The sequence below is a fragment of the Kutzneria sp. CA-103260 genome (genome assembly GCF_018263855.1).
Taxonomy (GTDB): Bacteria; Actinomycetota; Actinomycetes; order Mycobacteriales; family Pseudonocardiaceae; genus Kutzneria.
The window spans coordinates 8,067,187-8,087,498 of the sequence record NZ_CP073318.1; the positions used below are offsets into that span (position 1 = coordinate 8,067,187).

Sequence of the window (20,312 nt, forward strand, 5' to 3'; positions counted from 1 at the left end):
TCGCTCAAGCCTTCCCGATTCGACCCTCCAGCCAGCTGCGCAGGTCAGCGCCATACTCCGGGTGGTCGAGGGCGAAGTCCACCGCGGCACGCAGGAAACCACCCGGGTTTCCCAGGTCGTGCCGGCCGCCGCGGTGGACCACGACGTGCACGGGGTGACCTTCGTTGATCAGCATCGCGATCGCGTCGGTGATCTGCAACTCGCCGCCGGCGCCCGGGGTGATGCGCTTGATGGCGTCGAAGATCGCCCGGTCGAGCAGGTAGCGGCCGGCCGCGGCGAAGGTCGACGGGGCATCCTCGGCCTTGGGCTTCTCCACCATGCCGACGACCTGCTTGACGTCGTCGTCGCCGGTGTCGCGGACGTCGAACACGCCGTAGGCGGAGATCTCCTCGCGCGGGATGTCGAACGCGCACAGCACGGTGCCGCCGAGCCGGGAGCGGACCTCGGCCATCTTGGTCAGCACACCGGTGGGCAGCACCAGGTCGTCGGGCAGCAGCACGGCGACGGCGTCGTCGGAGCCGTCGAGGTTGCCCTCGGCGCAGCCGATGGCGTGGCCCAGGCCGAGCGGCTTGTCCTGGATGGCGGTCTCCACCGACAGCAGCTTGGTGGCCCGCTGCACCTTGGCCAGCAGCTCGGTCTTGCCGCGAGCCTCCAGCGTCTGTTCCAGCTCGGGCTGGGGCCGGAAGTAGTTGGCGACCGCGTCCTTGCCGGGCGAGGTCACGATGACCAGCTTGGTCGCGCCCGCCTGTGCGGCCTCGGTGGCGACCAGCTCGATGCCGGGTGTGTCCACCACGGGCAGCAGTTCCTTGGGGACGGCCTTGGTCGTCGGCAGGAAGCGGGTGCCCAGGCCGGCAGCGGGCACGATGGCCGTGTGGAAGGCGCTTGGCGAGCTCATGGACGAAAAGACTATCCGTCACTCTGTGAGGTGGGATCGTGACACCGACGGGACCGGCCCCGGAGAAGGACCTGTGGCGGAAACGCCTGGTCAAGGCCCGTTCCGAGGTGTCAAGCGAGGTTCGGGCGGCGGAGGCGCAAGCGCTTGCCGAAGTGGCTGCGTCGGCTGTGGGTTGGCTGGGAGCGACGGTGTGCGCGTACGTGCCCGTCGGCGCCGAGCCCGGCTCGGCGGCGCTGCTGGACGCCCTGCGCGCGGCGGGCCGGCGGGTGTTGCTGCCGATCGTCACCGGCCGCGAACCGCTGGACTGGGGCGTCTACTTCGGCACCGACAGCCTGGTCGCCGGTCCGTACGGCCTGCGGGAGCCGAGCGGGCTGCGGCTGGGGCCGGGCGCGGTGGCGAATGCCGACGCCGTGCTGGTGCCGGCGCTGGCCGTGGATCGCCGGGGAGTGCGGCTCGGGCGCGGCGCCGGCCATTACGACCGGTCGCTGGGCGGCGTGACCGCCCCGCGCATCGCGGTGGTCCGGGCGGAGGAGTTCGTGGAGCGCCTGCCGGCGGAGCCGCACGACGTGCTGATGACCGCGGTCCTCACCCCTACGGGTGGACTTGTGCGACTGTGACGATTCCCCTTGCTGTTTGCATGGCCACGCCGTCGTGGCGCATCATGATTGTTGGCACTCTCCGCACCCGAGTGCCAACCCTGACCGCTCGCGGAGGAACCGTGCCGACCTACCAGTACGCGTGCACCGCATGTGGACACCGCTTCGAAGCGGTCCAGTCCTTCAGCGACAACGCGCTGACCGAGTGCCCCGAGTGCAGCGGCAAGCTGCGCAAGCTGTTCGGCTCCGTGGGCGTGGTCTTCAAGGGCAGCGGCTTCTACCGCACCGACAGCCGTAACGGCTCCACCGCCTCCTCGCCGGCCGCCAGCAGCAGCTCGGAGTCCAAGACCGAGAGCAAGAGCGAGACCAAGTCGGAGTCGAAGCCGGCCGCGGCGAAGGCGGAGAGTAGCTCATCCACGCCGGCGAAGGCCGCCGCCAGCTGAGTTGTCCACAGGGAACACCGGTTGTCCACAGGTCGTGGACAACCGGTGTTTTCGCTGTTCACAACGCCCTAGCGTCGATCGCATGGTCGTCACCCGCATCTCCCGACTCCGCCGCCTGCTGACCACGTCCAGCTGGGCGCGCACCATCCTGTTCCGCCGGACCGCGGCGGCGCTGCTGGCCGTGCTCGCCGTGGCCCTGGCCGCGGCCACCATGCTGCACGGCCAGGAGCACACCGCCCCGGTGCTGGTCGCGGCCCGGGACGTGCCGGCCGGCGTCACGCTCACCGTCGACGACGTGCGAATACGCGACCTGCCGCTGGCCTACGCCCCCGCCGGGGCCCTGTCCGAGCCCGGCGCCGCCGTCGGTCGGACACTCGCCGGCCCGGCGCGGGCCGGCGAGCCGATCACCGACGTGCAGCTGGTCGGGCGGGAGAACACGCTGCTGACCACCGGTGACCCGGATGCCGTCGCCGTGCCGGTGCGGCTGACCGACGCGGCCGTGGCCGACCTGCTGCGGCCCGGCAGCCATGTGGACGTGGTCGGCGATCCGGCCGTGCTGGCCAGCGACGCGGTGGTGGTGGCGGTGCGTCCGAGCGAGGGTGTGTCGGCGAAGGGCCGGCTGGTGGTCATGGCGCTGCCGCGCCGGGTCGCCGCCAAGGTGGCGGCGGCGTCATTGGCCCAGTCGGTCACCGTTACTCTGCGCTGATCATTCTTGGGCCGATCACTCGCCCCCCTGAGGAGTCGCAATGCTGAAGGGTTTCCGGGACTTCCTGTTCCGCGGCAACATCGTCGACCTGGCCGTCGCCGTCGTCATCGGCACCGCGTTCACCGCCCTGGTGACGGCGCTGGGCAACGCGTTCATCAACCCGCTGGTAAAGGCCATCACCGGCGGCGAGATCGGCGGCACCTTCACCGTCGTCGGCGTGACCTTCGACTACGGGCTGTTCATCACCGCCGTGATCAACTTCGTGATCATCGCGGCGGTGGTCTACTTCCTGATCGTCGTGCCGGTGCAGCGCATCACCAACCGCTTCAAGAAGCCGGAGGAGGCGAAGCCCGCCGGCCCCACCGACATCGAACTGCTCACCGAGATCCGCGACCTCCTGCGCGCCCAGCAGGGCCAGCGCTGACCCGGGCGGGGACGACAGACACCACCAGCCCGGGCACCGTCGGCCCGCCCCGGGCCAGCCGGCGGCCTTCGCCCAGCACAGAGGCAGCACCCGGTCCCCGACCAGCAGCCTCGGCCCGATGAGCGGAGTCAGCTCAACGGCCAGCGCCAGCCCCCGCGGGGATCGCGCTAGCGGTCCTCGTGGTGGGGCGGACGGTTCTCCTCGTACCAGCTGTCGCTGCTCTCCCGGCGGCGCTCCGGGTCCCGCTCGTCGGAGGTGGTCTCGGGCAGCACGTCGCCGAAGACCTCCCCCAGGCGCTTCGGGTCGAGGCGGCGGGTGGGTTCGGGCTGTTCGCGTGGCTCGCTCACCCGACCATCGTCCATCATTGAGTGAGCAGGCTGTCATCAAGCAGAAGGCGGGGACCGGAGTGACCAGCTTCTTCGACAAGGCCAAGGAGATGGCCAACGACCTGGCGGACAAGGCCGCCCCGCTGCGGGACAAGGCCGCGGAGGTCGCCGGCGACCTCGCCGAGAAGGCCGAGCCGCTGCGGGAGAAGGCCGCGCCCTACCTGGAGCAGGCCGGCGAGGCGATCAACAAGGGCGCGGACGCGGCCGCGGCCAAGATGGACGAGCTGACCGGCGGCAAGTTCAGCGAGGGCGTGCGCGCGGTCGGCGACAAGGTCACCGAGCTGTTCAACAACGACAAGAAGTAGCGGAACGTGAGTCTGGGAGACCCATGCTCGCTGAAAGCGCGAGCATGGGTCTCCCGTTGTCCTTTCTGGGGGCCGAGCCCCCAGACCCGACGCCGGGGCTCCGCCCCGGACCCCGAGAGCGGGCCGCGGTCAGACCTCGTCGAGGCCGGACAGCTGCTCGATGACGTGCGGCACCAGCGCGGACAGGGTGGCCATGCCGTCGCGGACGGCGCCGCGGGAGCCGGCCAGGTTGACGACCAGGGTGCTGCCGGAGATGCCGACCAGGCCACGGGAGATGCCGGCGTCGACGGCGCCGGCGGCGAGGCCGGAGGAGCGGAGCGCCTCGGCGATGCCGTGGATGGGGCGGTCGAGCACACCCTGGGTGGCCTCGGGCGTCTGGTCGCGGGGCGACACGCCGGTGCCGCCGACGGTGACGACCAGGTCGACGCCGCCGATGACGGCGGTGTTGAGCGCGTTGCGGATGCCCACGACGTCGCCGGACACCGCGACGACACCGTCGACGATGAAGCCGGCCTCCTCCAACAGCTCGGTCACCAGCGGCCCGGTGGTGTCCTCGTGCTCGCCGTGCATCACCGCGTCGTTGATGATCACGACAAGGGCACGGCCGAGACGCTGCGCACTGCGTTCCATGCCACCAACCTAGCGGTCGGGTGGATCTGACGGTTGTGTGACGTACCGGCTCGCGGACGACCACGGCGGCGGATCTGCCCATAACGTCGGGGCGGTGCGAGTCCTCATCACCGGAGGGGCCGGTTTCATCGGCTCCCACGTCGCCGACGAACTGGCCGACCGCGGACACCAGGTGGTCCTGCTCGACGCCATGCTGGCCAAGGCGCACGGCACCGCCGAACCGCCGGCGTGGACGGCGCGGCACCAGATCGTGCTCGGCGACGTGCGGGACGGCGAGCTCCTGGACCGCCTGCTGACCGGAGTGGACGTGGTGTGCCACCAAGCGGCGGTGGTCGGCCACGGCGTGGATCCGTCGGACGCGCCGGAGTACGCCTCCCACAACGACTACGGCACGGCGGTGCTGCTCGCGGCGATGCATCGCGCGGGGCTGCGGCGGCTGGTGCTGGCGTCGTCCATGGTCGTGTACGGCGAGGGCCGCTACTTCTGCGCGCACCACGGCGTCGTACGGCCGCTGCCACGGCAGCAGTCCGATGTGGATGCCGCACGCTACGACCCGCGCTGCCCGTGCTGCGGCGCGGAGCTGGACTGGCGGAAGGTGCCGGAGGACGCGCCGCTGGAGCCGCGCAGCACGTACGCAGCGACGAAGCTTGCGCAGGAGCACCTTGCCGCCGCGTGGGCGCGGCAGACCGGCGGCAACGTATGGGCGTTGCGTTACCACAACGTCTACGGCCCTCGCATGCCGCGCGACACCCCGTACGCCGGCGTCGCCTCCCTGTTCCGGTCCGCGCTACGCAACGGGCAGGCGCCGACCGTGTTGGAGGACGGCCGGCAGATGCGGGACTTCGTGCACGTGACCGATGTCGCGCTGGTCAACGCTCTCGCCGTCGAGCAGCCCGCCCCGGACGGCACGCTGGAGGCGGTCAACGTCTGCTCGGGCGATCCGCACACCGTCGGCGAACTCGCCGCCGAGCTGGCTGTCGCATGCCATGGTCCAGCGCCGCGGATCGTCGGCGGGGCGCGGCCGGCGGACGTGCGGCACGTGGTCGCCGATCCCACCAAGGCGGCCGATCTCCTCGGCTTCAAGGCCCAGGTGGAGTTCGCCGCCGGCGTCGCCGACTTCGCCAACGCCCCGCTGCGCGACCCGGTCCGGCCCTAGCTGCGGCGGGTGAGCGCGAGAAACGTCGTGCGGTGCACCCGCAGTGCGCCGCCGAGTGCGTCGATGGCCGCGTGTACCTCGGCCATCAGCGGCGCGAGGCGGTCACCGAGACGAAGGTGGCCGCTGGTCGTGGCAATGGTGGCAACCCACTCGTCGGCGGACCGTAGGGCGGACGACCGGTAGGAGCGCATCCGCAGCGGCGTGAACCCGGTCCGCGCGAACGGGTCGTCGTCGAGGCGAAACGGGGCCCACGCGGCGGTCTGCCGCCAGGTCGGCAGGATCTCGGGCGCGAACCGGCGGTAGACGGGGTCGAGGGCCTTGATCGCCGCCGGCTCCAGCACGTAGGTGTTCCAGAACCGGGCGACCTTGCCGCCGGGAGGCAGTAGCTCGGCGGCCCGCCGGACGGCGACGGCCGGGTCGACGAAGTGCCAGGAGTCGGCGAAGGTCAGCAGGTCGAACTGCCGGCCGCCGGCGTCCCAGGTCTCGAAGGCCCCGATCTCCACCGGCACGCCATGGCTTCGGGCGATCGACGCCATCCGCTCGTCCGGCTCCACGCCGAGCACGGTCAGCCCGCGTTCGGCCAGGGCCACCGCCGCCTTGCCGGTGCCGCAGCCGACGTCCAGCACCGCGCCGCCGAGGCGTTCGAGGTCGTCGACCAGTCCCTCGGGCGGCGACGGCCGGAAGCGGTCGTACTGCTCGGCGATGGGCCCGAAGGGCAGCTCCCCCATGCCGCCAACGTTAGACGGCGATGGGCAGCTTGACCTCGAAGCGGCAGCCGGGCCCGTGGTTGTGGGCGGCGATCTCGCCGCGATGGGCTTCGACGAGCCCACGGGCGATGGCGAGCCCGAGACCGGCGCCGCCGTCGCCAGAGGGGGTACGGGCGGAGCTGCCCCGGAAGGCGACGTCGAACACGCGGTCCAGTTCGTTGTCGGGGATGCCGCCGCAGGCGTCGTCGACTCGGACGACGGCGCGATCGTCCTCGGCGTCGACGTGCACGGCGACGGTGCCGTCGGCGGGGGTGTGCCGAATGGCGTTGGAGAGCAGGTTGCGGATCACGCGAGCCAGCTCCGGGTCGCTGCCGAGCACCACGGGCCACGCCTCGGCGTTGGCCTCCAGGTGCACGCCCTTGCGCGCGGCGACGGGCCCCTCGGCGGCGACGGCCTCGCTGATCACGTCCCGCAGCGGCACGGCGGACATGGTCAGCCGCAGCGCCCCGGCGGTGATCTTGGAGAGCTCGAACAGGTCGTCGACCATGCCGGACAGCCGCTGGGTCTCGGTGCTGATCCGCGACGCGTAGCCGGCGACGTCCTCGGGCGCGGAGACGACGCCGTCGGACAGGGCGTCGGCCATGGCCCGGATCCCGGCGAGCGGGGTGCGCAGGTCGTGGCTGATCCACGCGACCAGTTCACGCCGTGAGGCCTCGGCGGCGCGTTCCCGGGACCGGGCCTCCCGTTCCCACACGGTCCGCTTGGCGATGCCCCGCCCCAGCAGCAGCGCGGCCGGCACGGTGACGATCGCGACCCAGAGGTACACGAGCATGGTGGTGTTGAGCATCGCGGTGAACATGAAGCCGCTGACGCCGATCACGCCGATGGCGGTCGCGACCAGCGGCACCAGCACGAGCACGGTCATGGACGTGGCCAGCGACCGCTCCCGGAGCCACTGCAGCAGCACCAGGCCCAGCAGCGCGATGGGCAGCGTGAACGCGATCGCGTACGGCGCGATGTGCATCAGCTCGACCAGCATGGCTGCCTCATCCCGAAATCGCGTCGAAGCGGTAGCCGACGCCCCACACGGTGACGATCCGCTTCGGGTTGGCCGGGTCGTCCTCGATCTTCTCCCGCAACCGTCGCACGTGGACGGTCACAGTGGACTGGTCGCCGAAGTCCCAGCCCCACACCCGTTCCAGCAGCTGCGGCCGGCTGAACGCCTGCCCGGGGTTGACCATGAAGAACACCAGCAGGTCGAACTCCCGCGTGGTCAGCGCCAGCGGCGCGCCGTTCAGGGTCGCGCTGCGGGCCACGGTGTCCAGCCGCAGGGCCCCGTCGGCGAGCTCGCCCATGGACGCCGCGGCCGGCGTGCCCTTGGCCCGCCGCAACACGGAGCCGACCCGCAGGGCCAGCTCGCGCGGGCTGAACGGCTTGGTCACGTAGTCGTCGGCGCCGAGCTGGAGGCCGACCACGCGGTCCTCCTCCTCACCGAGGGCGGTGAGCATGACGATCGGCACCGAGTGCCGCTGCCGCAGCCGCCGGCACACCTCCAAGCCGTCGATGCCGGGCAGCATCAGGTCCAGCACGATCAGGTCGGGCAGCTGCCGGGCCACCAGTTCGAGCGCGCTCTCCCCGTCCCCGGCGACCACCACCTCGTGGCCGTCGCGCTCCAGGTAGCGGCGAACCACGTCGCGCACCGTCTCGTCGTCGTCGACGACCAGGACCCGTCCAGTCATGTCCTCACCAGTTCGTCAGCACCAGATGGTTGACCGCGAGCGCGGTCAGCGCCTGCGCCGCCAGCCACCACCGCCGGGTCGACGCCGGCAGCAGCGCCGCCGCCGGCACCAGCCACACGGTGAACGGTAGCCAGATGCGTTCCACTTCCGCTTTGCTCAGGCCGGTGACGTCGGCCAGCAGGATGGCCAGCACGGCCGCGCCGGTGATCAGCAGCAGCGGCGATCCCGGCAGCCGGCGCAGGCCGGCCACGGCGGCCGGGCCGGCGGCGAGCACCACCGTGGCCAGGTCGGCCCACACCCAGTAGGAGTACGGCCGCAGCGCCCCGATGCCCTGGTAGTAGCGCTCGACCACCAGGTGATAGCCGTCGAACCACCAGAACCCGGCCGCCGCGAAGGCGGCCATGACTGCGAGGGCCGCGACCACGGCCACCCCCAGTGCCACCCAACGCCGGGTGGCGATCACCGCCGCCAAGGCGACCAGACCGAACAGCAGCAGCCCGTACGACAGGAACACCGAGTAACCCAGCAGCAGCCCGCCGCCCAGCCAGGCGATCCAGTGCCGCTGCACGAGCAGGGCAACCGCCAACGCCGTGATGCCGGCGAACAGGCCGTCGGCGGAGACGCCGACCCACACCGCCCCGGGCAGCAGCACCGAGAACGGCACCACGGCCGTCGCCAGCTCGGCGTGACCGAGCGAGCGCAGCGTCCACGGCACAGCGAACGCGGTGAGGCTGCCGATGAGGATCACGACCACACCGGCCCACGCGCCGCCGCCGAGGCCGAGGCGGTCCAGCCAGACGAAGGCCAGCAGCGCGCCCGGCGGGTGCCCGGCGACGTGAGTGGTCCACGAGTCGGGCTGGAAGTCGAGGATCCGGGTGCTGAACGTCCGGAGCATCGCCCCGATGTCGTGCACGCCCGGCACCTCGTGCAGGTACTCGTCCTGTGACGTGAGCCGGTCGGCGATGCCGCGCTGCCAGCCGTCGATCAGCGCGAGCGAGAACGTCCAGGCGACCGCGAGCGGATAGGCGAACCGCAGCGGCGGCCGCCAGGCAATCACAGCGACAGCGACGAGAATCGCCAGCGGCGTGCCGATGCCGACGTGCGGCATCCATTGCGCGAACAGCGGCGGCGCCGCCGCGAAAATGTTCGGCACGGCCAGGCCCACTGCCGTGGCGATGCCCACGAACACCAGTGCCGCGCCACCCACGACAAGATCGAGGCGCAAGCCGATGCGGTGAGCCATGGCTGTCACCGTAGCGGCCACGCCAGCCGGAATCGCGATTCGAAAGAACTCCGTAAGACTTTCCGATCCGTCAGTTTTCGGTAAGCACGGAAAGGGTTCTGCCGGTTCCGCGCCGGCCCTAACTTCGGCCGGGTGGATACCGTCGATGTGGTGCTGCCGTGTCTCGACGAGGCATTGGCGCTGCCGGCCGTGCTGACCGCGCTGCCGCCGGGATATCGCGCGATCGTCGTGGACAACGGGTCGTCGGACGGGTCGCCGGAGGTGGCCGCGGCGCATGGCGCCACGGTCGTGCGCGAGTCGCGGCGGGGATACGGCGCGGCCGTGCACACCGGTCTTGAGCACGCGACCGCCGACATAGTCTGCTTTCTCGACGCCGACGGGTCGCTGGATCCCCAGCAGCTGCCCGAACTCGTGCGACGGGTCAGAGACGGCGACGCCGACATGGCTGTGGGGCGGCGAATTCCGCAAGGACGGGGCAGCTGGCCGTGGCATGCCCGGCTGGGCAACCGCATTCTCGCCGCGTTGATGCGACGGCGGGGCCTGAAGGTGCGGGACATCGCGCCCATGCGGGCCGCCCGCCGTGAACAGCTGCTCCGACTCGGCGTCGAGGACCGCGCCTTCGGTTATCCACTCGAACTGCTCATTCGTGCCGCCGACGCGAAATGGCGGGTCGTCGAGTCGGACGTGACCTATCGGCCACGGACCGCCGGCACGAAGTCCAAGGTTTCCGGTTCCGTGCGCGGCACCCTGCGGGCCGTGCACGACATGGCGGGGGTGCTGCGATGACCGATCGCGCTTGTGTGCTGGTGGTGGCCAAGGCTCCGGTGCCGGGGCTGGCCAAGACCCGGCTGACGCCGGCGGCGACGCCGGAACAGGCCGCCGAGGTGGCCGCCGCGTCGTTGCTGGACACGCTCGACGCCGTGCTGTCGGTGCCGCGGGTCAGGCGGGTCGTCGCGATGACCGGTGATCTCGAAGCCACCGCGCGGGCCGCCGAGCTGCGCCGGACATTGCGCTGGTTCGACGTGATTCCCCAGCGTGGCGACGACTTCGCCGAACGGCTGGCGAACGCCCACCACGATGTCGCCGACCTGCCGGTGGTGCAGATCGGCATGGACACGCCGCAGGTGACGCCCTGGCTGCTCGGCTCGGCGATCGCCGGGACCGTGACCGGCGACGCCGCGCTCGGCCTCGCCGAGGACGGCGGCTGGTGGGTCCTGGGACTGAAGGATCCATTGCACGCCAGGGCGTTGCGCTACGTCCCGATGTCGCAGCCGGACACCGGCAGCCGCACCCTGGACGCGTTGCACGACCTGGACCTGCACGTCGCACCACTGCCGGTGCTGTCCGATGTGGACACCGTCGAGGACGCGCGGCGGGTGGCGAAACTGGTGCCGGGCAGCAGGTTCGCGGCCGCGGTCGCGGCGATCAGCACGGCCGGGCAGCCCATCCCGTGACCACGACCGAGTTCGATCCCGGGCTGCTCGGCGAGCACTGCTGGCTGGAGTGCGCGAACGGGGAGCGAGTGATGTTGCCGGTGACCAGGTGGCGAGACGATCCGGACAGCGCCGACGAACTGCTGTTGGCCGCATGCCTCGGGCCGACACTGGACGTCGGCTGCGGCCCGGGTCGACTGGTGGACGCACTGGTCCGACGGGGCGTGATCGCGCTCGGCGTCGACGTGTCGCCGGTCGCGGTGGAACTGACCACCGCCCGTGGCGCGCCCGCCTTGTGCCGCAACGTGTTCGACCACATCCCCGGCGAGGGCCGCTGGCGGCACGTCCTGCTGGCCGATGGCAACATCGGCATCGGCGGCGACCCGGTCGCCCTGCTGCGCCGGGTCCGTGAACTGCTCCGGCCGGGCGGCAGCGTGCTGACCGAGCTCGACCCGCCCGGCACCGGCCTGCGCCGCCAACAGGTCCGACTGTCCAGTGTGGACGGCCGTGGCGGCTGGTTCGACTGGGCCCGGGTCGGCCCCGACGGCCTGGACCGCACCGCCGCCGAGGCCGGCCTGGACATCCGATGGCTGAACGAAAGGGGCGGACGGTGGTTCGCCGAGCTCCAGCGGTCCTGACCAGAGTTCGGGACCTGGCCAAGAACCCGCAGGGCCGACTGGGGCTGCTGGTCGAGCGGGCGAAGCGGTTGCAGGACAGGGCGTTCGGACTGCTGCGGTTCAACAGCCGGGTGCACGACCCCAAGGTGACCTCGCGGGTCGGGACGTGGCTGGGTATCGCGTTCACGATCTGCTTCGTCACCGGCGTGATCAGCCACTTCATCCAGCATCCGGCCGGGTGGTTCTCCTGGCCGAGCCGCCCGGTCAACCTGTACCGGATCACGCAGGGCGCGCACGTCATCTCCGGGGTGGCGGCGATTCCGCTGCTCATCGCCAAGCTGTGGACGGTCTACCCGAAGCTGTTCGAGCGGCCGGCCGTGAAGTCCGTCCTGCACGCGCTGGAGCGGATCTCCATTCTGGTGCTGGCCGGGGCGGCGTTCTTCGAGCTGGCGTCGGGGACGTTCAACGCGGCACAGAACTATCCGTGGAACTTCTTCTTCACCACGGCGCACTACGCGGTGGCCTGGGTGGCTTTCGGGTCGCTGCTGGTGCACATCGCGGTGAAGCTGCCGCTGATCCGGGAGTCGCTGAGCAAGGACAAGCGCCGCGAGATCGACGTGGGCCGACGGGCGTTCCTGCGCACGACCTGGCTGACCAGCGGCGTGGCGGTGCTGGTGTTCGGCGGCAGCACGATTCCGTTCCTGCGCAACGTGTCCGCGCTGTCCGAGCGATCCAACGACGGTCTGCAGGGCCTGCCGGTCAACCGCACGGCCAAGGAAGCCAGTGTGGCGACGGTGGATTCGAGCTGGCGGCTGGAAGTCGTTGGCCCGCAGGGCACGACGATGTTCTCCCGGGAGCAGTTGCAGACGATGCGGCAGACCACCGCGGCGCTGCCGATCGCCTGCGTCGAGGGCTGGAGCCAGACCGCCAACTGGACCGGTGTGCCGGTGATGGATCTGCTGGCCGCCGTTGGCGCACCGCCAGGCTCGTCGATCCGGGTCAGCTCGCTGGAGAAGGGCGGCCTGTACAACTCGACGACCCTGCCCGGCACGCACACCGCGGATCCGTTGACGCTGCTGGCTTTGCGGCTGGAGGGCCAGGTGCTCGACCTCGATCACGGCTATCCGTGCCGGATCATCGCGCCGAGCCGGCCCGGGGTGTTGCAGACCAAGTGGGTGCGACGGCTGGAGGTGATCACGTGAGGACTGCCAGGGCCCTGCTCGGGCTGTTGGGGCTGGCCGCGCTGGCCTGGGGCGCGTGGATGACGTACCCGATGATCAAGGACGTCTGGACCTGGTTCCTCGCGCCGCCCATCCTCGACGACGCCGTGGTGCTGCCGGTCGCCGGCCTGGCCAGCCTGGCCGTGGCCCGCTGGACCAGCCCCGCCTGGCGCTGGCCCCTGCACTTCGGCATCGGGTCGACGGCGATCATCACCTACCTGGCCGTCACCGAGGCCTGGCGCGAGTACGGCTTCCCGCCGAAACCCGGCCTGCACGACCGGGACTACGTCACCGACACGCTGATCACCCTGGCGGTCCTGTGGGCGGTGGTCCTGCTCGCCGGCCTGCTGCGGACCCGCACCGCGCGACTCCGAGCTCATGAAGGGGCCCTTCCTGACGTTGAACGTCAGGAAGGGCCCCTTCATGACACGACAGAACGGGACCAGTCGCTGGCCGGGTGAGGGGTTTCCCGGCGAGCTTCTGGTCCCGTTGGCCCGATCCGATGGCGGCGGATCGGGATTCCTTGGCTGTTCCCGGCCCCCGATTGCCGGGAACAGCCGTTCCGTGGATGGATTGGTCCCCGGCCCCGAATTCCGGGAACCGACCCATCCAGGTCCTGGTTCTGCACTCACGCTCGGCCCCGCCACCGCAAGGGAGCGCGAGGCATCGGCCCCCGAAGGGGCCGAGCCCCGCGCGGAACGCGCGGCAAGAACTCAGTTCTGGACGTCGATCGTCTTGCCGGTGAGCGTGGCCTGCGCGGTCTTGCCGCTGGACAGGGTGAGCGTCACGTTGTCGCCGGAGGCCTGGGCGTGCACGGCGGCGACGAGGCTGTCGGCGTCGGTGACGACCCGGTCGTTGAGCTTGGTGACCACGTCGCCGGCCTTGATGCCGGCCTTGTCGGCGGCGCCGCCCGCGGTGACGTCCTTGATCGTCGCGCCGGTGCCGTTCTGCGTGTCGGTGACCGACACGCCGAGCTGGGCCTGGGTGGCCTTGCCGGTCTGGATGATCTGCTGCGCGGTCCGCTTGGCCTGGTCGATCGGGATGGAGAAGCCGATGCCGACCGAGCCGCCCTGGCTCTGCGCGCTGGAGTTGGGGCTGGAGATCGCCGAGTTCATGCCGATGACCTGGCCCTGCATGTTCACCAGCGGCCCGCCGGAGTTGCCGGGGTTGATCGCGGCGTCGGTCTGGATGGCGTCCAGCACGGTCTGCTGCGAGGCGCCCTGCTGCTGTTGCTGTTGCTGCTGGCCGCCGCCGAGCCCGCCGAACGGACCGCCGCCGAAGCCACCGCCGCCTTGTCCCTGGCCCTGGCCTTGCCCCTGGCCCTGGTCCAGTTCGTCGCCGACGTTGACCGGCCGGTGCAGCGAGGACACGATGCCGCTGGTCACGGTGCCGGCCAGGTCGAACGGCGAGCCGATGGCCACCACCTGCTGGCCGATCTGCAGGCTGCTGGACGTGCCGAGGGTGGCGGTCGGCAGCCCGGAGACGCCCTGGGCCTTGATCACGGCCACGTCGGTCGTGGGGTCCCGGCCGATGATCTTGGCCTGGGCGGTCTTGCCGTTCTGGAAGTCGACCTCGATGGCGCCGCCGCCGATGGCCGAGGCGATCACGTGGTTGTTGGTGATGATCTGGCCGTCGGAGGAGACGATGAAGCCGGAGCCCTCGCCCTCCTGGGTCTTGATCTCGACGACGGTCGGCAGCACCTTGTTGGCCACGTCGGTGACCGAGCCCGGCGCGGCGTTGGAGGCGGCCTGCGCGGGGGTGTTGGCGAACACCGAGTTGTACGCGCCGGCGCCGTTGGCGGCGGCCAGGTAGCCGCCGAGCGCGCCGGCGCCGCCCCCGACCAGCAGCGCCAGCACGGCGACGCCGACCACCAGCTTGGTGCGGCCGGGCTTGCGCGGCGTGGTGTACACCCCGTGCGGCTGTTCGGCGTTCAGGGTCAGCGGGTTGGTGCCGGGCGGCATCTGGGCGTAGCCGGGCTGCGCGAAGGCGGCCGTGTGCTGGTATTCCGGTTGCTGGGGGCCGCCGACGGGCTGCGCGGCACCCTGCTGCCACGCCTGCCCAGTCGGCGGTTCCTGACCCGGCAGGCCCTGCTCCTGCGCGGGTCGCTCCTGGCCCTGCGGAGCCCACGGGCTCCACGAGGGCGTGCCCGGGGCGCCGGCGGCCGGCGGGGCGGCCGGTGGGGTCGCCTCGTGGTTGGCCGCCGGGTCGTGCTGGGTCGCCTGCTCAGCGGGCTGCTCGGGCCGCTCGGGCGTGGGCCCAGCGGCACCCGGGAAGTTCTCCGTCATGGCAGTAACTGTGCCCGGTGTTGCTGAGAGCGACCTGAGACCATCCTGGGCGTGTTGTGAGGAATCCCCCTCAGATCGCCCGCAACCTCTCAGCTACCTGTTCCGGGGCGGTGTCGTTGATCCACACGGCCATGCCCGACTCGGATCCGGCCAGGTACTTGAGCTTGTCCGCGGTGCGCAGCACCGAGAACACCTCCAGGTGCAGCCAGGCCAGGTCACGCCCGGTGCGCACCGGCGCCTGGTGCCAGGCGGCGATGTAGGGCAGCGGCCGGTTGTACAGGCCGTCCAGCCGGCGCAGCACCTCCAGGTAGAGCACCGCGAAGTCGTCACGCTCCACTTCGGACAACGCGGGCAGATCGGGCACCTGGCGGTGTGGCACCACGTGCACCTCGACCGGCCAGCGGGCGGCCGAGGGAACGTAGGCCGTCCAGTGATCGGACGACGCGACGACCCGGGTGCCGGCGGCCCGCTCGGCCGCGAGCACGTCACCGAGCACGTGAGTGCCATGTGCCGCAAGATATTCCCCCGCGACCTCCAGCATGCGCGAGGTCTTCGGCGTGACGAACGGGTAGCCGTAGATCTGCCCGTGCGGGTGGCTGAGGGTGACGCCGATCTCCTCGCCGCGGTTCTCGAACGGGAAGACCTGCTCCACGCCGGGCAGCTTGGCGAACGCCTCGGTGCGGTCGGCCCACACGTCGACCACGGTGCGCACGCGGCGCGGGGTCAGCGCGCCGAACGAGCTGTTGTGGTCGGAGGTGAAGCAGACCACCTCGCACCGGCCGCGGCCGGGGGCGCGGGCCACCATCGGCATCCCGTCCACAGTGGACGGCACGTCCGGCACCGACTCGGCGAACGACGGGAAGCGGTTCTCGAACACCACCACGTCGTAGCTGGACTCGGGCACCTCGGTGGGCCGCCCGGGCGAGCTCGGGCACAGCGGGCACAGGTCGGCCGGCGGCTTGTAGGTGCGGGTCTGCCGGTGCGCGGCGATGCCGACCCACTCGTTGGTCAGCGGGTCCCGCCGGACCTCGCTGTGCGGGGCCTGCTCCGGCAGGTCACGCGTGTCCACGGCGACGCGCTCGGGCGCCGTCGGGGTGTCGTCGAAGTAGATGATCTCGCGGCCGTCCGCCAACCTCCTGGAGGTGCGCCGGATGCTGCTGGTGGATGCCTCGGTCACGCACCGACTCCCTGTTGTTCCTGTCCCTGTTTGGCCTGCTCGGCCAGCCGAAGCTCGCCCACGCTCTCGGTCAACACCTGTTTGGCCTGCTCGGAAAGCCCGGTGTCGCTGACTAACACGTCGGCCTCGTCGAGATCGGCGATGGTGGAGATGCCGACGGTGCCCCACTTGGTGCTGTCAGCGACCACGACCACCCGACCGGCGGCGTCCACCAGCGCGCGGTTGGTCTCGCTCTCGTTGAGGTTGGGGGTGGTGAAGCCAGCTCGCGGGGCCATGCCGTGCACGCCGAGGAAGACCACGTCCAGGTGCAGCGAGCGCAGCGCCTGCACGGCGACCGGACCGACCAGCGCGTCCGACGGGGTGCGCACGCCGCCGGTGAGCACCACGGTGCGGTCGGTGCGGCCGCGCAGTTGGAGTACGTCGGCCACCCGAATGGAGTTGGTGACCACGGTCAGGTCGGGCACGTCGTCCAGGAAGCGGGCCATCGTCCAGGTGGTGGTGCCGGCGGACAGGCCGATCGCGGTGCCAGGGCGGACCAGGTCGGCGGCCAGCCGGGCGATGGCCTCCTTCTCCGGCAGCTGCCGGACCGACTTGGCCTCGAAGCCGGGCTCGTCGGTGCTGCGCCCGCCGACCGTGGTCGCGCCGCCGTAAACCTTTTCAAGCAATCCTCGGCCGGCCAACACGTCCAGGTCGCGCCGGACGGTCATGTCCGAGACCCCGAGCCGGACCACCAGGTCGCTGACCTTGACGGCGCCGATCCGCCGGATCTCCTCCAGGATCACCGCCTGACGCTGCCGTGCGAGCACCTCACACCTCCCGGACCACGGCGACTCCGCCCGCCGGGACCGGCAGACCGCCGGACGTGTCGACACCGGAGATCAATTCCACGCCTTCCACCGGCAGCACCACGTCCGTGTCGGTGTGGTTGATCGCCACCAGCCAGGATATCCGCTCGCCGCGCCGCCGCACGACTTCCACGCCGACCGGGGCGGGTGCGACCGGGATGGCCCCTGCCCCGGCCAGCGCGTCAGCGAACACCGCGACCGCGCTGTCGGGGCTCAGCGTGGTCGCCAGGTACCACGCCACACCATCGCCGAATTCGTTGCGGGTCACCGCCGGAACGCCCGGCAGTGGACCATCCACATAGGACGCAACAACCTCGCATCCGTTGGTGTGCAGCAACTCCGACCAACCTGATGCGGCCAGGCCGCCGGTCAACTGAACGTTGTCGCCGGCCGGCAGCGGGAAGAACTCCTCCACCCTTAGGCCGAGCAGCTCACGGAAGGCCCCGGGGTAGCCGCCGAGCCGCACCCGCGAGTTCTCGTCGGCGATGCCGGAGAACCAGGTCAGCACCGCGTGGCCGCCGGCGCGCACGTAGTCCTCCAGCCAGCAGGCCTCGTGGTCGGTCACCTGGTAGAGCGACGGCACGACCACCAGCCGGTAGCCGGCGAGATCGCCCGACGGCGGCACCACGTCCACCGTGACCCCGGACTGCCACAGCGCCCGGTACACACCGAGCACCACGCCGTAGTAGTCGAAGTCGGAAGTCGGATGGGCCGGCTGCTCGGCCGCCCAGGCCGACTCGAAGTCGTAGACCAGCGCAACCTGGGCGTCCACAGTGGACCCGATCAGCTCGGCCAGCCGCTGGTACTCCTCCCCCACCTGGGTGACCTCGCGGAACACCTTCGTGTCCTCGCCGGCGTGCGGCAGCATCGCCGAGTGGAAGCGCTCGGCCCCGGCCGCCGACTGCCGCCACTGGAAGAACAGCGTGCCGTCGGCGCCGCGGGCCAGGTGCGAGAAGGAGTTGCGGCGCAGTTCCCCGCCCAGCTTGGCGAAGTTGCGCGGCTGCCAGTTCACCGCCGAGGTGGAGTGCTCCATCAGCAGCCACGGCTCACCGCGGGACAGCCCGCGCACCAGGTCGGCCGACAGCGCCAGCTCGACGTGCCGCTCCGGATCGGCGGCCCGCGTGTAGTGGTCGTTGGCCACGAAGTCGACCTCGGCCGCCCAGTGCCAGTAGTTGAACGCCTTGAACGTCCAGCCGACCATGAAGTTGGTGGTCACCGGCACGTCCGGGGTGACGTCCTTGAGCACGTCCCGCTCGGCGCAGAACAGGTCCAACAGCGCGTCGGAGCAGAACCGCGCAAAGTCCAACACCTGGCCGGGATTCTGGTACGTCGGCGTCACCCGCGGCGGCAGCACCTGGTCCCACGAGGAGTAGTGCTGGCTCCAGAAGTCCGTGCCCCAGGCCCGGTTCAGCCCGTCCAGGTCGTAGCGGGCGCGAAGCCAGTCCCGGAACACCTCGGCGCAGCGGTCGCAGTAGCAGCGCGACACGTGGCAGCCGTACTCGTTGTTGACGTGCCAGGCGGCCAGCGCCGGGTGTTCGCCGTAGCGCAGGGCGATCTTCTCGGTCAGCGCGATGGCCCGGTCGCGGTAGACCGGCGAGGTCGGGCAGTACTCCTGCCGGGAGCCGTGGGACAGCCGCACGCCGTCGGCCCGCACCGGCAGCATGTCCGGGTTGGCCGCGGTCAGCCACGGCGGCGGGGAGGCGGTCGCGTTGGCCAGGCAGACCCGGATGCCGCCCTCGTGCAACTGGTCGAGCACCTGGTCCAGCCAGCCGAAGTCGAACCGGTTGTCGGCCACCTCCAGCCGGGCCCAGGCGAAGATGCCGACGCTGACCAGGTTCACCCCGGCCCGCTTCATCAGCTCCACGTCCTGGGTCCAGACGTGCTCGGGCCACTGCTCGGGGTTGTAGTCACCACCCCAGCAGGGACCCCGCAGTCCGGTCGGCCATCCGGTCACGGCCGCAAGCGTGGACTACACACACACCAAACGTCAACACACTCAAACAGGCTACGACTTGATAACTGTTATCCCCGTCACTGGGGTGACACCCCTGAGCGGACCGTTCTCACTGGTCTACAGGGAGCAACCAGGAAGAACTGGGTCTTGACATCTCTTGTGACGGGTACAACATTGTGCGCAACTTTGTTTGAGTCCGTTGGTTCACACTCGACACGGGAGGGGCCCGATGGCGCGCCCAAGACCAGGCCAACTGCCCACACTCGACCGGCGGTCGGTGCTCAAGGTGCTGCTCGCGGGCGCCGGTCTCGCGGCCGTGCCCGGGCTCGCCGCCTGCGGCTCCGGCGGCTCGGCGGCGTCTGACCCGAACACCGTCACGTTCGGCTCGAACGGCTCCGACGCCAAGCCCAAGCAGGCCTACCAGGCCGTGCTGGACGCGTTCGCCAAGCAGTCCGGCGGCCTCACCGCCAAGCCGAACGTGCAGGACCACAACGCGTTCCAGCAGAACATCAACAGCTACCTGCAGGGCACGCCGGACGACGTGTTCACCTGGTTCGCCGGCTACCGGATGCAGTTCTTCGCCAACAAGAAGCTGCTCACCCCGATCGACGACGTGTGGGACAAGATCGGCGGCAACTTCCCGCAGGCGGTCAAGGACCTGTCGAAGAACCCCGCGGACGGGCACTACTACTTCGTGCCGATCTACAACTACCCGTGGGGCGTCTTCTACCGGAAGAGCCTGTTCCAGGAGAAGGGCTACGAGGTCCCCAAGACCTTCGACGACCTGATCAACCTGGCCAAGAAGATGCAGGGCGACGGCCTGTCGCCGTTCGTGCAGGGCTTCGGCGGCGGCGAGAGCTGGATGCTGCTGGGCACGTTCGACTACCTGAACATGCGCACCAACGGCTACCAGTTCCACATGGACCTGATGCACGGCAAGGAGTCCTGGGCCGACGCGAAGGTCAAGTCGGTGATGGACTCCTGGAAGCGGATGCTGCCGTACTACCAGGCGGGCGCCTCCAGCAAGAAGTGGGAGGACGCGTCGGCCGCGCTGGTCAACAAGACCGGCGGCATGATGGTGATCGGCATGTTCGTCGGCCAGTCCTTCACCGACAAGTCGGCCTACGACGACCTGGACTTCTTCGCCTTCCCGGAGATCAACTCCCAGTACGGCATCGACGCCGTCGAGGCGCCGATGGACGGCTTCCTGCTGTCCAAGAACCCGAAGAACCCCGACGGCGCCAAGAAGCTGCTGGAGTACCTGGGCAGCGCGGCGGCCGAGGACACCTATCTGTCCATCGACTCGTCCAACCTGGCCGTCAACGAGAAGGCCGACACCAGCAAGTACGGGACGCTGCAGCAGAAGGCGGTCAAGTTCGTCGCCGACGCCAAGCAGCTGTCCCAGTTCGGCGACCGGGACAGCGACCCGGGCTTCATCCAGAACGTCGTCGAGCCGGCGTTCGCGCAGTTCGTGCAGAGCCCGAACACCTCCGACTCGCTGCTCACCCAGATCCAGTCGCAGAAGTCGCAGTACTTCCAGTCCTGAAGGTG

23 protein-coding genes are annotated in these 20,312 nt (G+C 70.7%); 12 read left to right on the forward strand and 11 right to left on the reverse strand.

Annotated features, from left to right (window positions below; all coding sequences use genetic code 11):
- Nucleotides 1-4 precede the first annotated feature (4 nt).
- Nucleotides 5-895 carry a UTP--glucose-1-phosphate uridylyltransferase gene (locus tag JJ691_RS35325; protein ID WP_211763890.1) on the reverse strand — a complete coding sequence of 297 codons (891 nt, stop codon included), beginning with the start codon at nt 893-895 and terminating at the stop codon, nt 5-7.
- 38 nt (nt 896-933) lie between these two features.
- Between JJ691_RS35325 and JJ691_RS35330 the strand changes: the two genes are divergently transcribed.
- The 4 genes from JJ691_RS35330 to mscL all read left to right on the forward strand — a co-directional run bounded on the left by JJ691_RS35330 (nt 934) and on the right by mscL (nt 3,064).
- Complete coding sequence (locus JJ691_RS35330) at nt 934-1,512, forward strand: 5-formyltetrahydrofolate cyclo-ligase (protein WP_306291326.1); 579 nt, start codon at nt 934-936, stop codon at nt 1,510-1,512.
- Nucleotides 1,513-1,613: 101 nt separating this feature from the next.
- Entirely contained in the window at nt 1,614-1,934 is a 321-nt protein-coding gene (locus tag JJ691_RS35335) for an FmdB family zinc ribbon protein (RefSeq protein ID WP_211763891.1), read from the forward strand.
- A gap of 82 nt (nt 1,935-2,016) precedes the next feature.
- On the forward strand, nt 2,017-2,640 hold the full coding sequence (locus JJ691_RS35340) for an SAF domain-containing protein (RefSeq protein ID WP_211763892.1): 624 nt from the start codon (nt 2,017-2,019) through the stop codon (nt 2,638-2,640).
- Between the two features lie 40 nt (nt 2,641-2,680).
- A complete protein-coding gene (gene mscL / locus JJ691_RS35345) occupies nt 2,681-3,064 on the forward strand; it encodes a large conductance mechanosensitive channel protein MscL (protein WP_211763893.1) in 384 nt (127 codons plus the stop codon).
- A gap of 167 nt (nt 3,065-3,231) precedes the next feature.
- On the opposite strand, the gene JJ691_RS35350 is transcribed toward mscL, so the two are convergent.
- Entirely contained in the window at nt 3,232-3,411 is a 180-nt protein-coding gene (locus JJ691_RS35350; protein ID WP_211763894.1) for a hypothetical protein, read from the reverse strand.
- A gap of 17 nt (nt 3,412-3,428) precedes the next feature.
- Here JJ691_RS35350 and JJ691_RS35355 point away from each other — a divergent pair, with 17 nt between their 5' ends.
- A complete protein-coding gene (locus tag JJ691_RS35355; RefSeq protein WP_249227216.1) occupies nt 3,429-3,755 on the forward strand; it encodes an Rv0909 family putative TA system antitoxin in 327 nt (108 codons plus the stop codon).
- Nucleotides 3,756-3,884: 129 nt separating this feature from the next.
- Here the strand turns inward: JJ691_RS35355 and JJ691_RS35360 are convergent, their stop codons facing one another.
- Nucleotides 3,885-4,385: a MogA/MoaB family molybdenum cofactor biosynthesis protein gene (locus JJ691_RS35360; RefSeq protein WP_211763895.1), complete on the reverse strand. Its 501-nt coding sequence runs from the start codon at nt 4,383-4,385 to the stop codon at nt 3,885-3,887.
- Nucleotides 4,386-4,479: 94 nt separating this feature from the next.
- Here JJ691_RS35360 and JJ691_RS35365 point away from each other — a divergent pair, with 94 nt between their 5' ends.
- Nucleotides 4,480-5,541, forward strand: coding sequence for an NAD-dependent epimerase/dehydratase family protein (locus JJ691_RS35365; protein WP_211763896.1), 1,062 nt, complete (start codon nt 4,480-4,482; stop codon nt 5,539-5,541).
- Here the strand turns inward: JJ691_RS35365 and JJ691_RS35370 are convergent.
- Genes JJ691_RS35370 through JJ691_RS35385 form a run of 4 tightly spaced genes read right to left on the reverse strand, consistent with a single transcriptional unit; the run spans nt 5,538 to nt 9,230 of the window.
- Nucleotides 5,538-6,269, reverse strand: a complete 732-nt coding sequence (locus JJ691_RS35370; protein ID WP_211763897.1) for a class I SAM-dependent methyltransferase — start codon at nt 6,267-6,269, stop codon at nt 5,538-5,540. The two genes, JJ691_RS35365 and JJ691_RS35370, sit on opposite strands and share 4 nt — an antisense overlap.
- Nucleotides 6,270-6,279: 10 nt before the next feature.
- On the reverse strand, nt 6,280-7,287 hold the full coding sequence (locus tag JJ691_RS35375) for a sensor histidine kinase (protein ID WP_211763898.1): 1,008 nt from the start codon (nt 7,285-7,287) through the stop codon (nt 6,280-6,282).
- Between the two features lie 7 nt (nt 7,288-7,294).
- Nucleotides 7,295-7,987, reverse strand: a complete 693-nt coding sequence (locus tag JJ691_RS35380; RefSeq protein ID WP_211763899.1) for a response regulator transcription factor — start codon at nt 7,985-7,987, stop codon at nt 7,295-7,297.
- Between the two features lie 4 nt (nt 7,988-7,991).
- A complete protein-coding gene (locus tag JJ691_RS35385; protein ID WP_211763900.1) occupies nt 7,992-9,230 on the reverse strand; it encodes a hypothetical protein in 1,239 nt (412 codons plus the stop codon).
- A 132-nt stretch (nt 9,231-9,362) separates the two neighbouring features.
- Here JJ691_RS35385 and JJ691_RS35390 point away from each other — a divergent pair, with 132 nt between their 5' ends.
- From JJ691_RS35390 to JJ691_RS35410, 5 genes are all read left to right on the forward strand, one after another.
- Nucleotides 9,363-10,016 (forward strand): glycosyltransferase family 2 protein, encoded by a 654-nt coding sequence (locus JJ691_RS35390; protein WP_249227217.1) that lies wholly within the window; start codon nt 9,363-9,365, stop codon nt 10,014-10,016.
- Complete coding sequence (locus tag JJ691_RS35395; RefSeq protein ID WP_211763901.1) at nt 10,013-10,684, forward strand: TIGR04282 family arsenosugar biosynthesis glycosyltransferase; 672 nt, start codon at nt 10,013-10,015, stop codon at nt 10,682-10,684. Before JJ691_RS35390 ends, JJ691_RS35395 begins: the two co-directional genes overlap by 4 nt.
- Nucleotides 10,681-11,301: a methyltransferase domain-containing protein gene (locus tag JJ691_RS35400; RefSeq protein WP_249227218.1), complete on the forward strand. Its 621-nt coding sequence runs from the start codon at nt 10,681-10,683 to the stop codon at nt 11,299-11,301. The genes JJ691_RS35395 and JJ691_RS35400 overlap by 4 nt, the downstream gene beginning before the upstream one ends.
- A 68-nt stretch (nt 11,302-11,369) precedes the next feature.
- Nucleotides 11,370-12,482: a molybdopterin-dependent oxidoreductase gene (locus JJ691_RS35405; protein ID WP_249228317.1), complete on the forward strand. Its 1,113-nt coding sequence runs from the start codon at nt 11,370-11,372 to the stop codon at nt 12,480-12,482.
- Nucleotides 12,479-12,961: a hypothetical protein gene (locus JJ691_RS35410; protein WP_211763903.1), complete on the forward strand. Its 483-nt coding sequence runs from the start codon at nt 12,479-12,481 to the stop codon at nt 12,959-12,961. The genes JJ691_RS35405 and JJ691_RS35410 overlap by 4 nt, the downstream gene beginning before the upstream one ends.
- Before the next feature lie 252 nt (nt 12,962-13,213).
- Here the strand turns inward: JJ691_RS35410 and JJ691_RS35415 are convergent, their stop codons facing one another.
- The 4 genes from JJ691_RS35415 to JJ691_RS35430 form a co-directional block, all read right to left on the reverse strand.
- Complete coding sequence (locus JJ691_RS35415) at nt 13,214-14,785, reverse strand: S1C family serine protease (protein WP_249227219.1); 1,572 nt, start codon at nt 14,783-14,785, stop codon at nt 13,214-13,216.
- 70 nt (nt 14,786-14,855) lie between these two features.
- Entirely contained in the window at nt 14,856-15,938 is a 1,083-nt protein-coding gene (galT, locus tag JJ691_RS35420; RefSeq protein WP_211771905.1) for a galactose-1-phosphate uridylyltransferase, read from the reverse strand.
- A gap of 20 nt (nt 15,939-15,958) precedes the next feature.
- On the reverse strand, nt 15,959-16,768 hold the full coding sequence (locus JJ691_RS35425; protein WP_211763904.1) for a DeoR/GlpR family DNA-binding transcription regulator: 810 nt from the start codon (nt 16,766-16,768) through the stop codon (nt 15,959-15,961).
- 1 nt (nt 16,769) lies between these two features.
- The gene (locus JJ691_RS35430) at nt 16,770-18,761 is read right to left on the reverse strand and encodes a beta-galactosidase (protein WP_211763905.1); all 1,992 of its coding nucleotides are present in this window, start codon (nt 18,759-18,761) and stop codon (nt 16,770-16,772) included.
- Between the two features lie 229 nt (nt 18,762-18,990).
- On the opposite strand from JJ691_RS35430, the gene JJ691_RS35435 reads away from it, so the two are divergent.
- Complete coding sequence (locus JJ691_RS35435) at nt 18,991-20,307, forward strand: ABC transporter substrate-binding protein (protein WP_211763906.1); 1,317 nt, start codon at nt 18,991-18,993, stop codon at nt 20,305-20,307.
- Nucleotides 20,308-20,312: the final 5 nt, after the last annotated feature.

Coding starts and splice junctions, on each gene's coding strand:
- JJ691_RS35325 (WP_211763890.1), bottom strand. CDS start 895: ATGAGCTCGCCAAGCGCCTTCCACACGGCCATCGTGCCCGCTGCCGGC.
- JJ691_RS35370 (WP_211763897.1), bottom strand. CDS start 6,269: ATGGGGGAGCTGCCCTTCGGGCCCATCGCCGAGCAGTACGACCGCTTC.
- JJ691_RS35375 (WP_211763898.1), bottom strand. CDS start 7,287: ATGCTGGTCGAGCTGATGCACATCGCGCCGTACGCGATCGCGTTCACG.
- JJ691_RS35385 (WP_211763900.1), bottom strand. CDS start 9,230: ATGGCTCACCGCATCGGCTTGCGCCTCGATCTTGTCGTGGGTGGCGCG.
- mscL (WP_211763893.1), top strand. CDS start 2,681: ATGCTGAAGGGTTTCCGGGACTTCCTGTTCCGCGGCAACATCGTCGAC.
- JJ691_RS35360 (WP_211763895.1), bottom strand. CDS start 4,385: ATGGAACGCAGTGCGCAGCGTCTCGGCCGTGCCCTTGTCGTGATCATC.
- JJ691_RS35380 (WP_211763899.1), bottom strand. CDS start 7,987: ATGACTGGACGGGTCCTGGTCGTCGACGACGACGAGACGGTGCGCGAC.
- JJ691_RS35435 (WP_211763906.1), top strand. CDS start 18,991: ATGGCGCGCCCAAGACCAGGCCAACTGCCCACACTCGACCGGCGGTCG.
- JJ691_RS35340 (WP_211763892.1), top strand. CDS start 2,017: ATGGTCGTCACCCGCATCTCCCGACTCCGCCGCCTGCTGACCACGTCC.
- JJ691_RS35415 (WP_249227219.1), bottom strand. CDS start 14,785: ATGACGGAGAACTTCCCGGGTGCCGCTGGGCCCACGCCCGAGCGGCCC.
- JJ691_RS35395 (WP_211763901.1), top strand. CDS start 10,013: ATGACCGATCGCGCTTGTGTGCTGGTGGTGGCCAAGGCTCCGGTGCCG.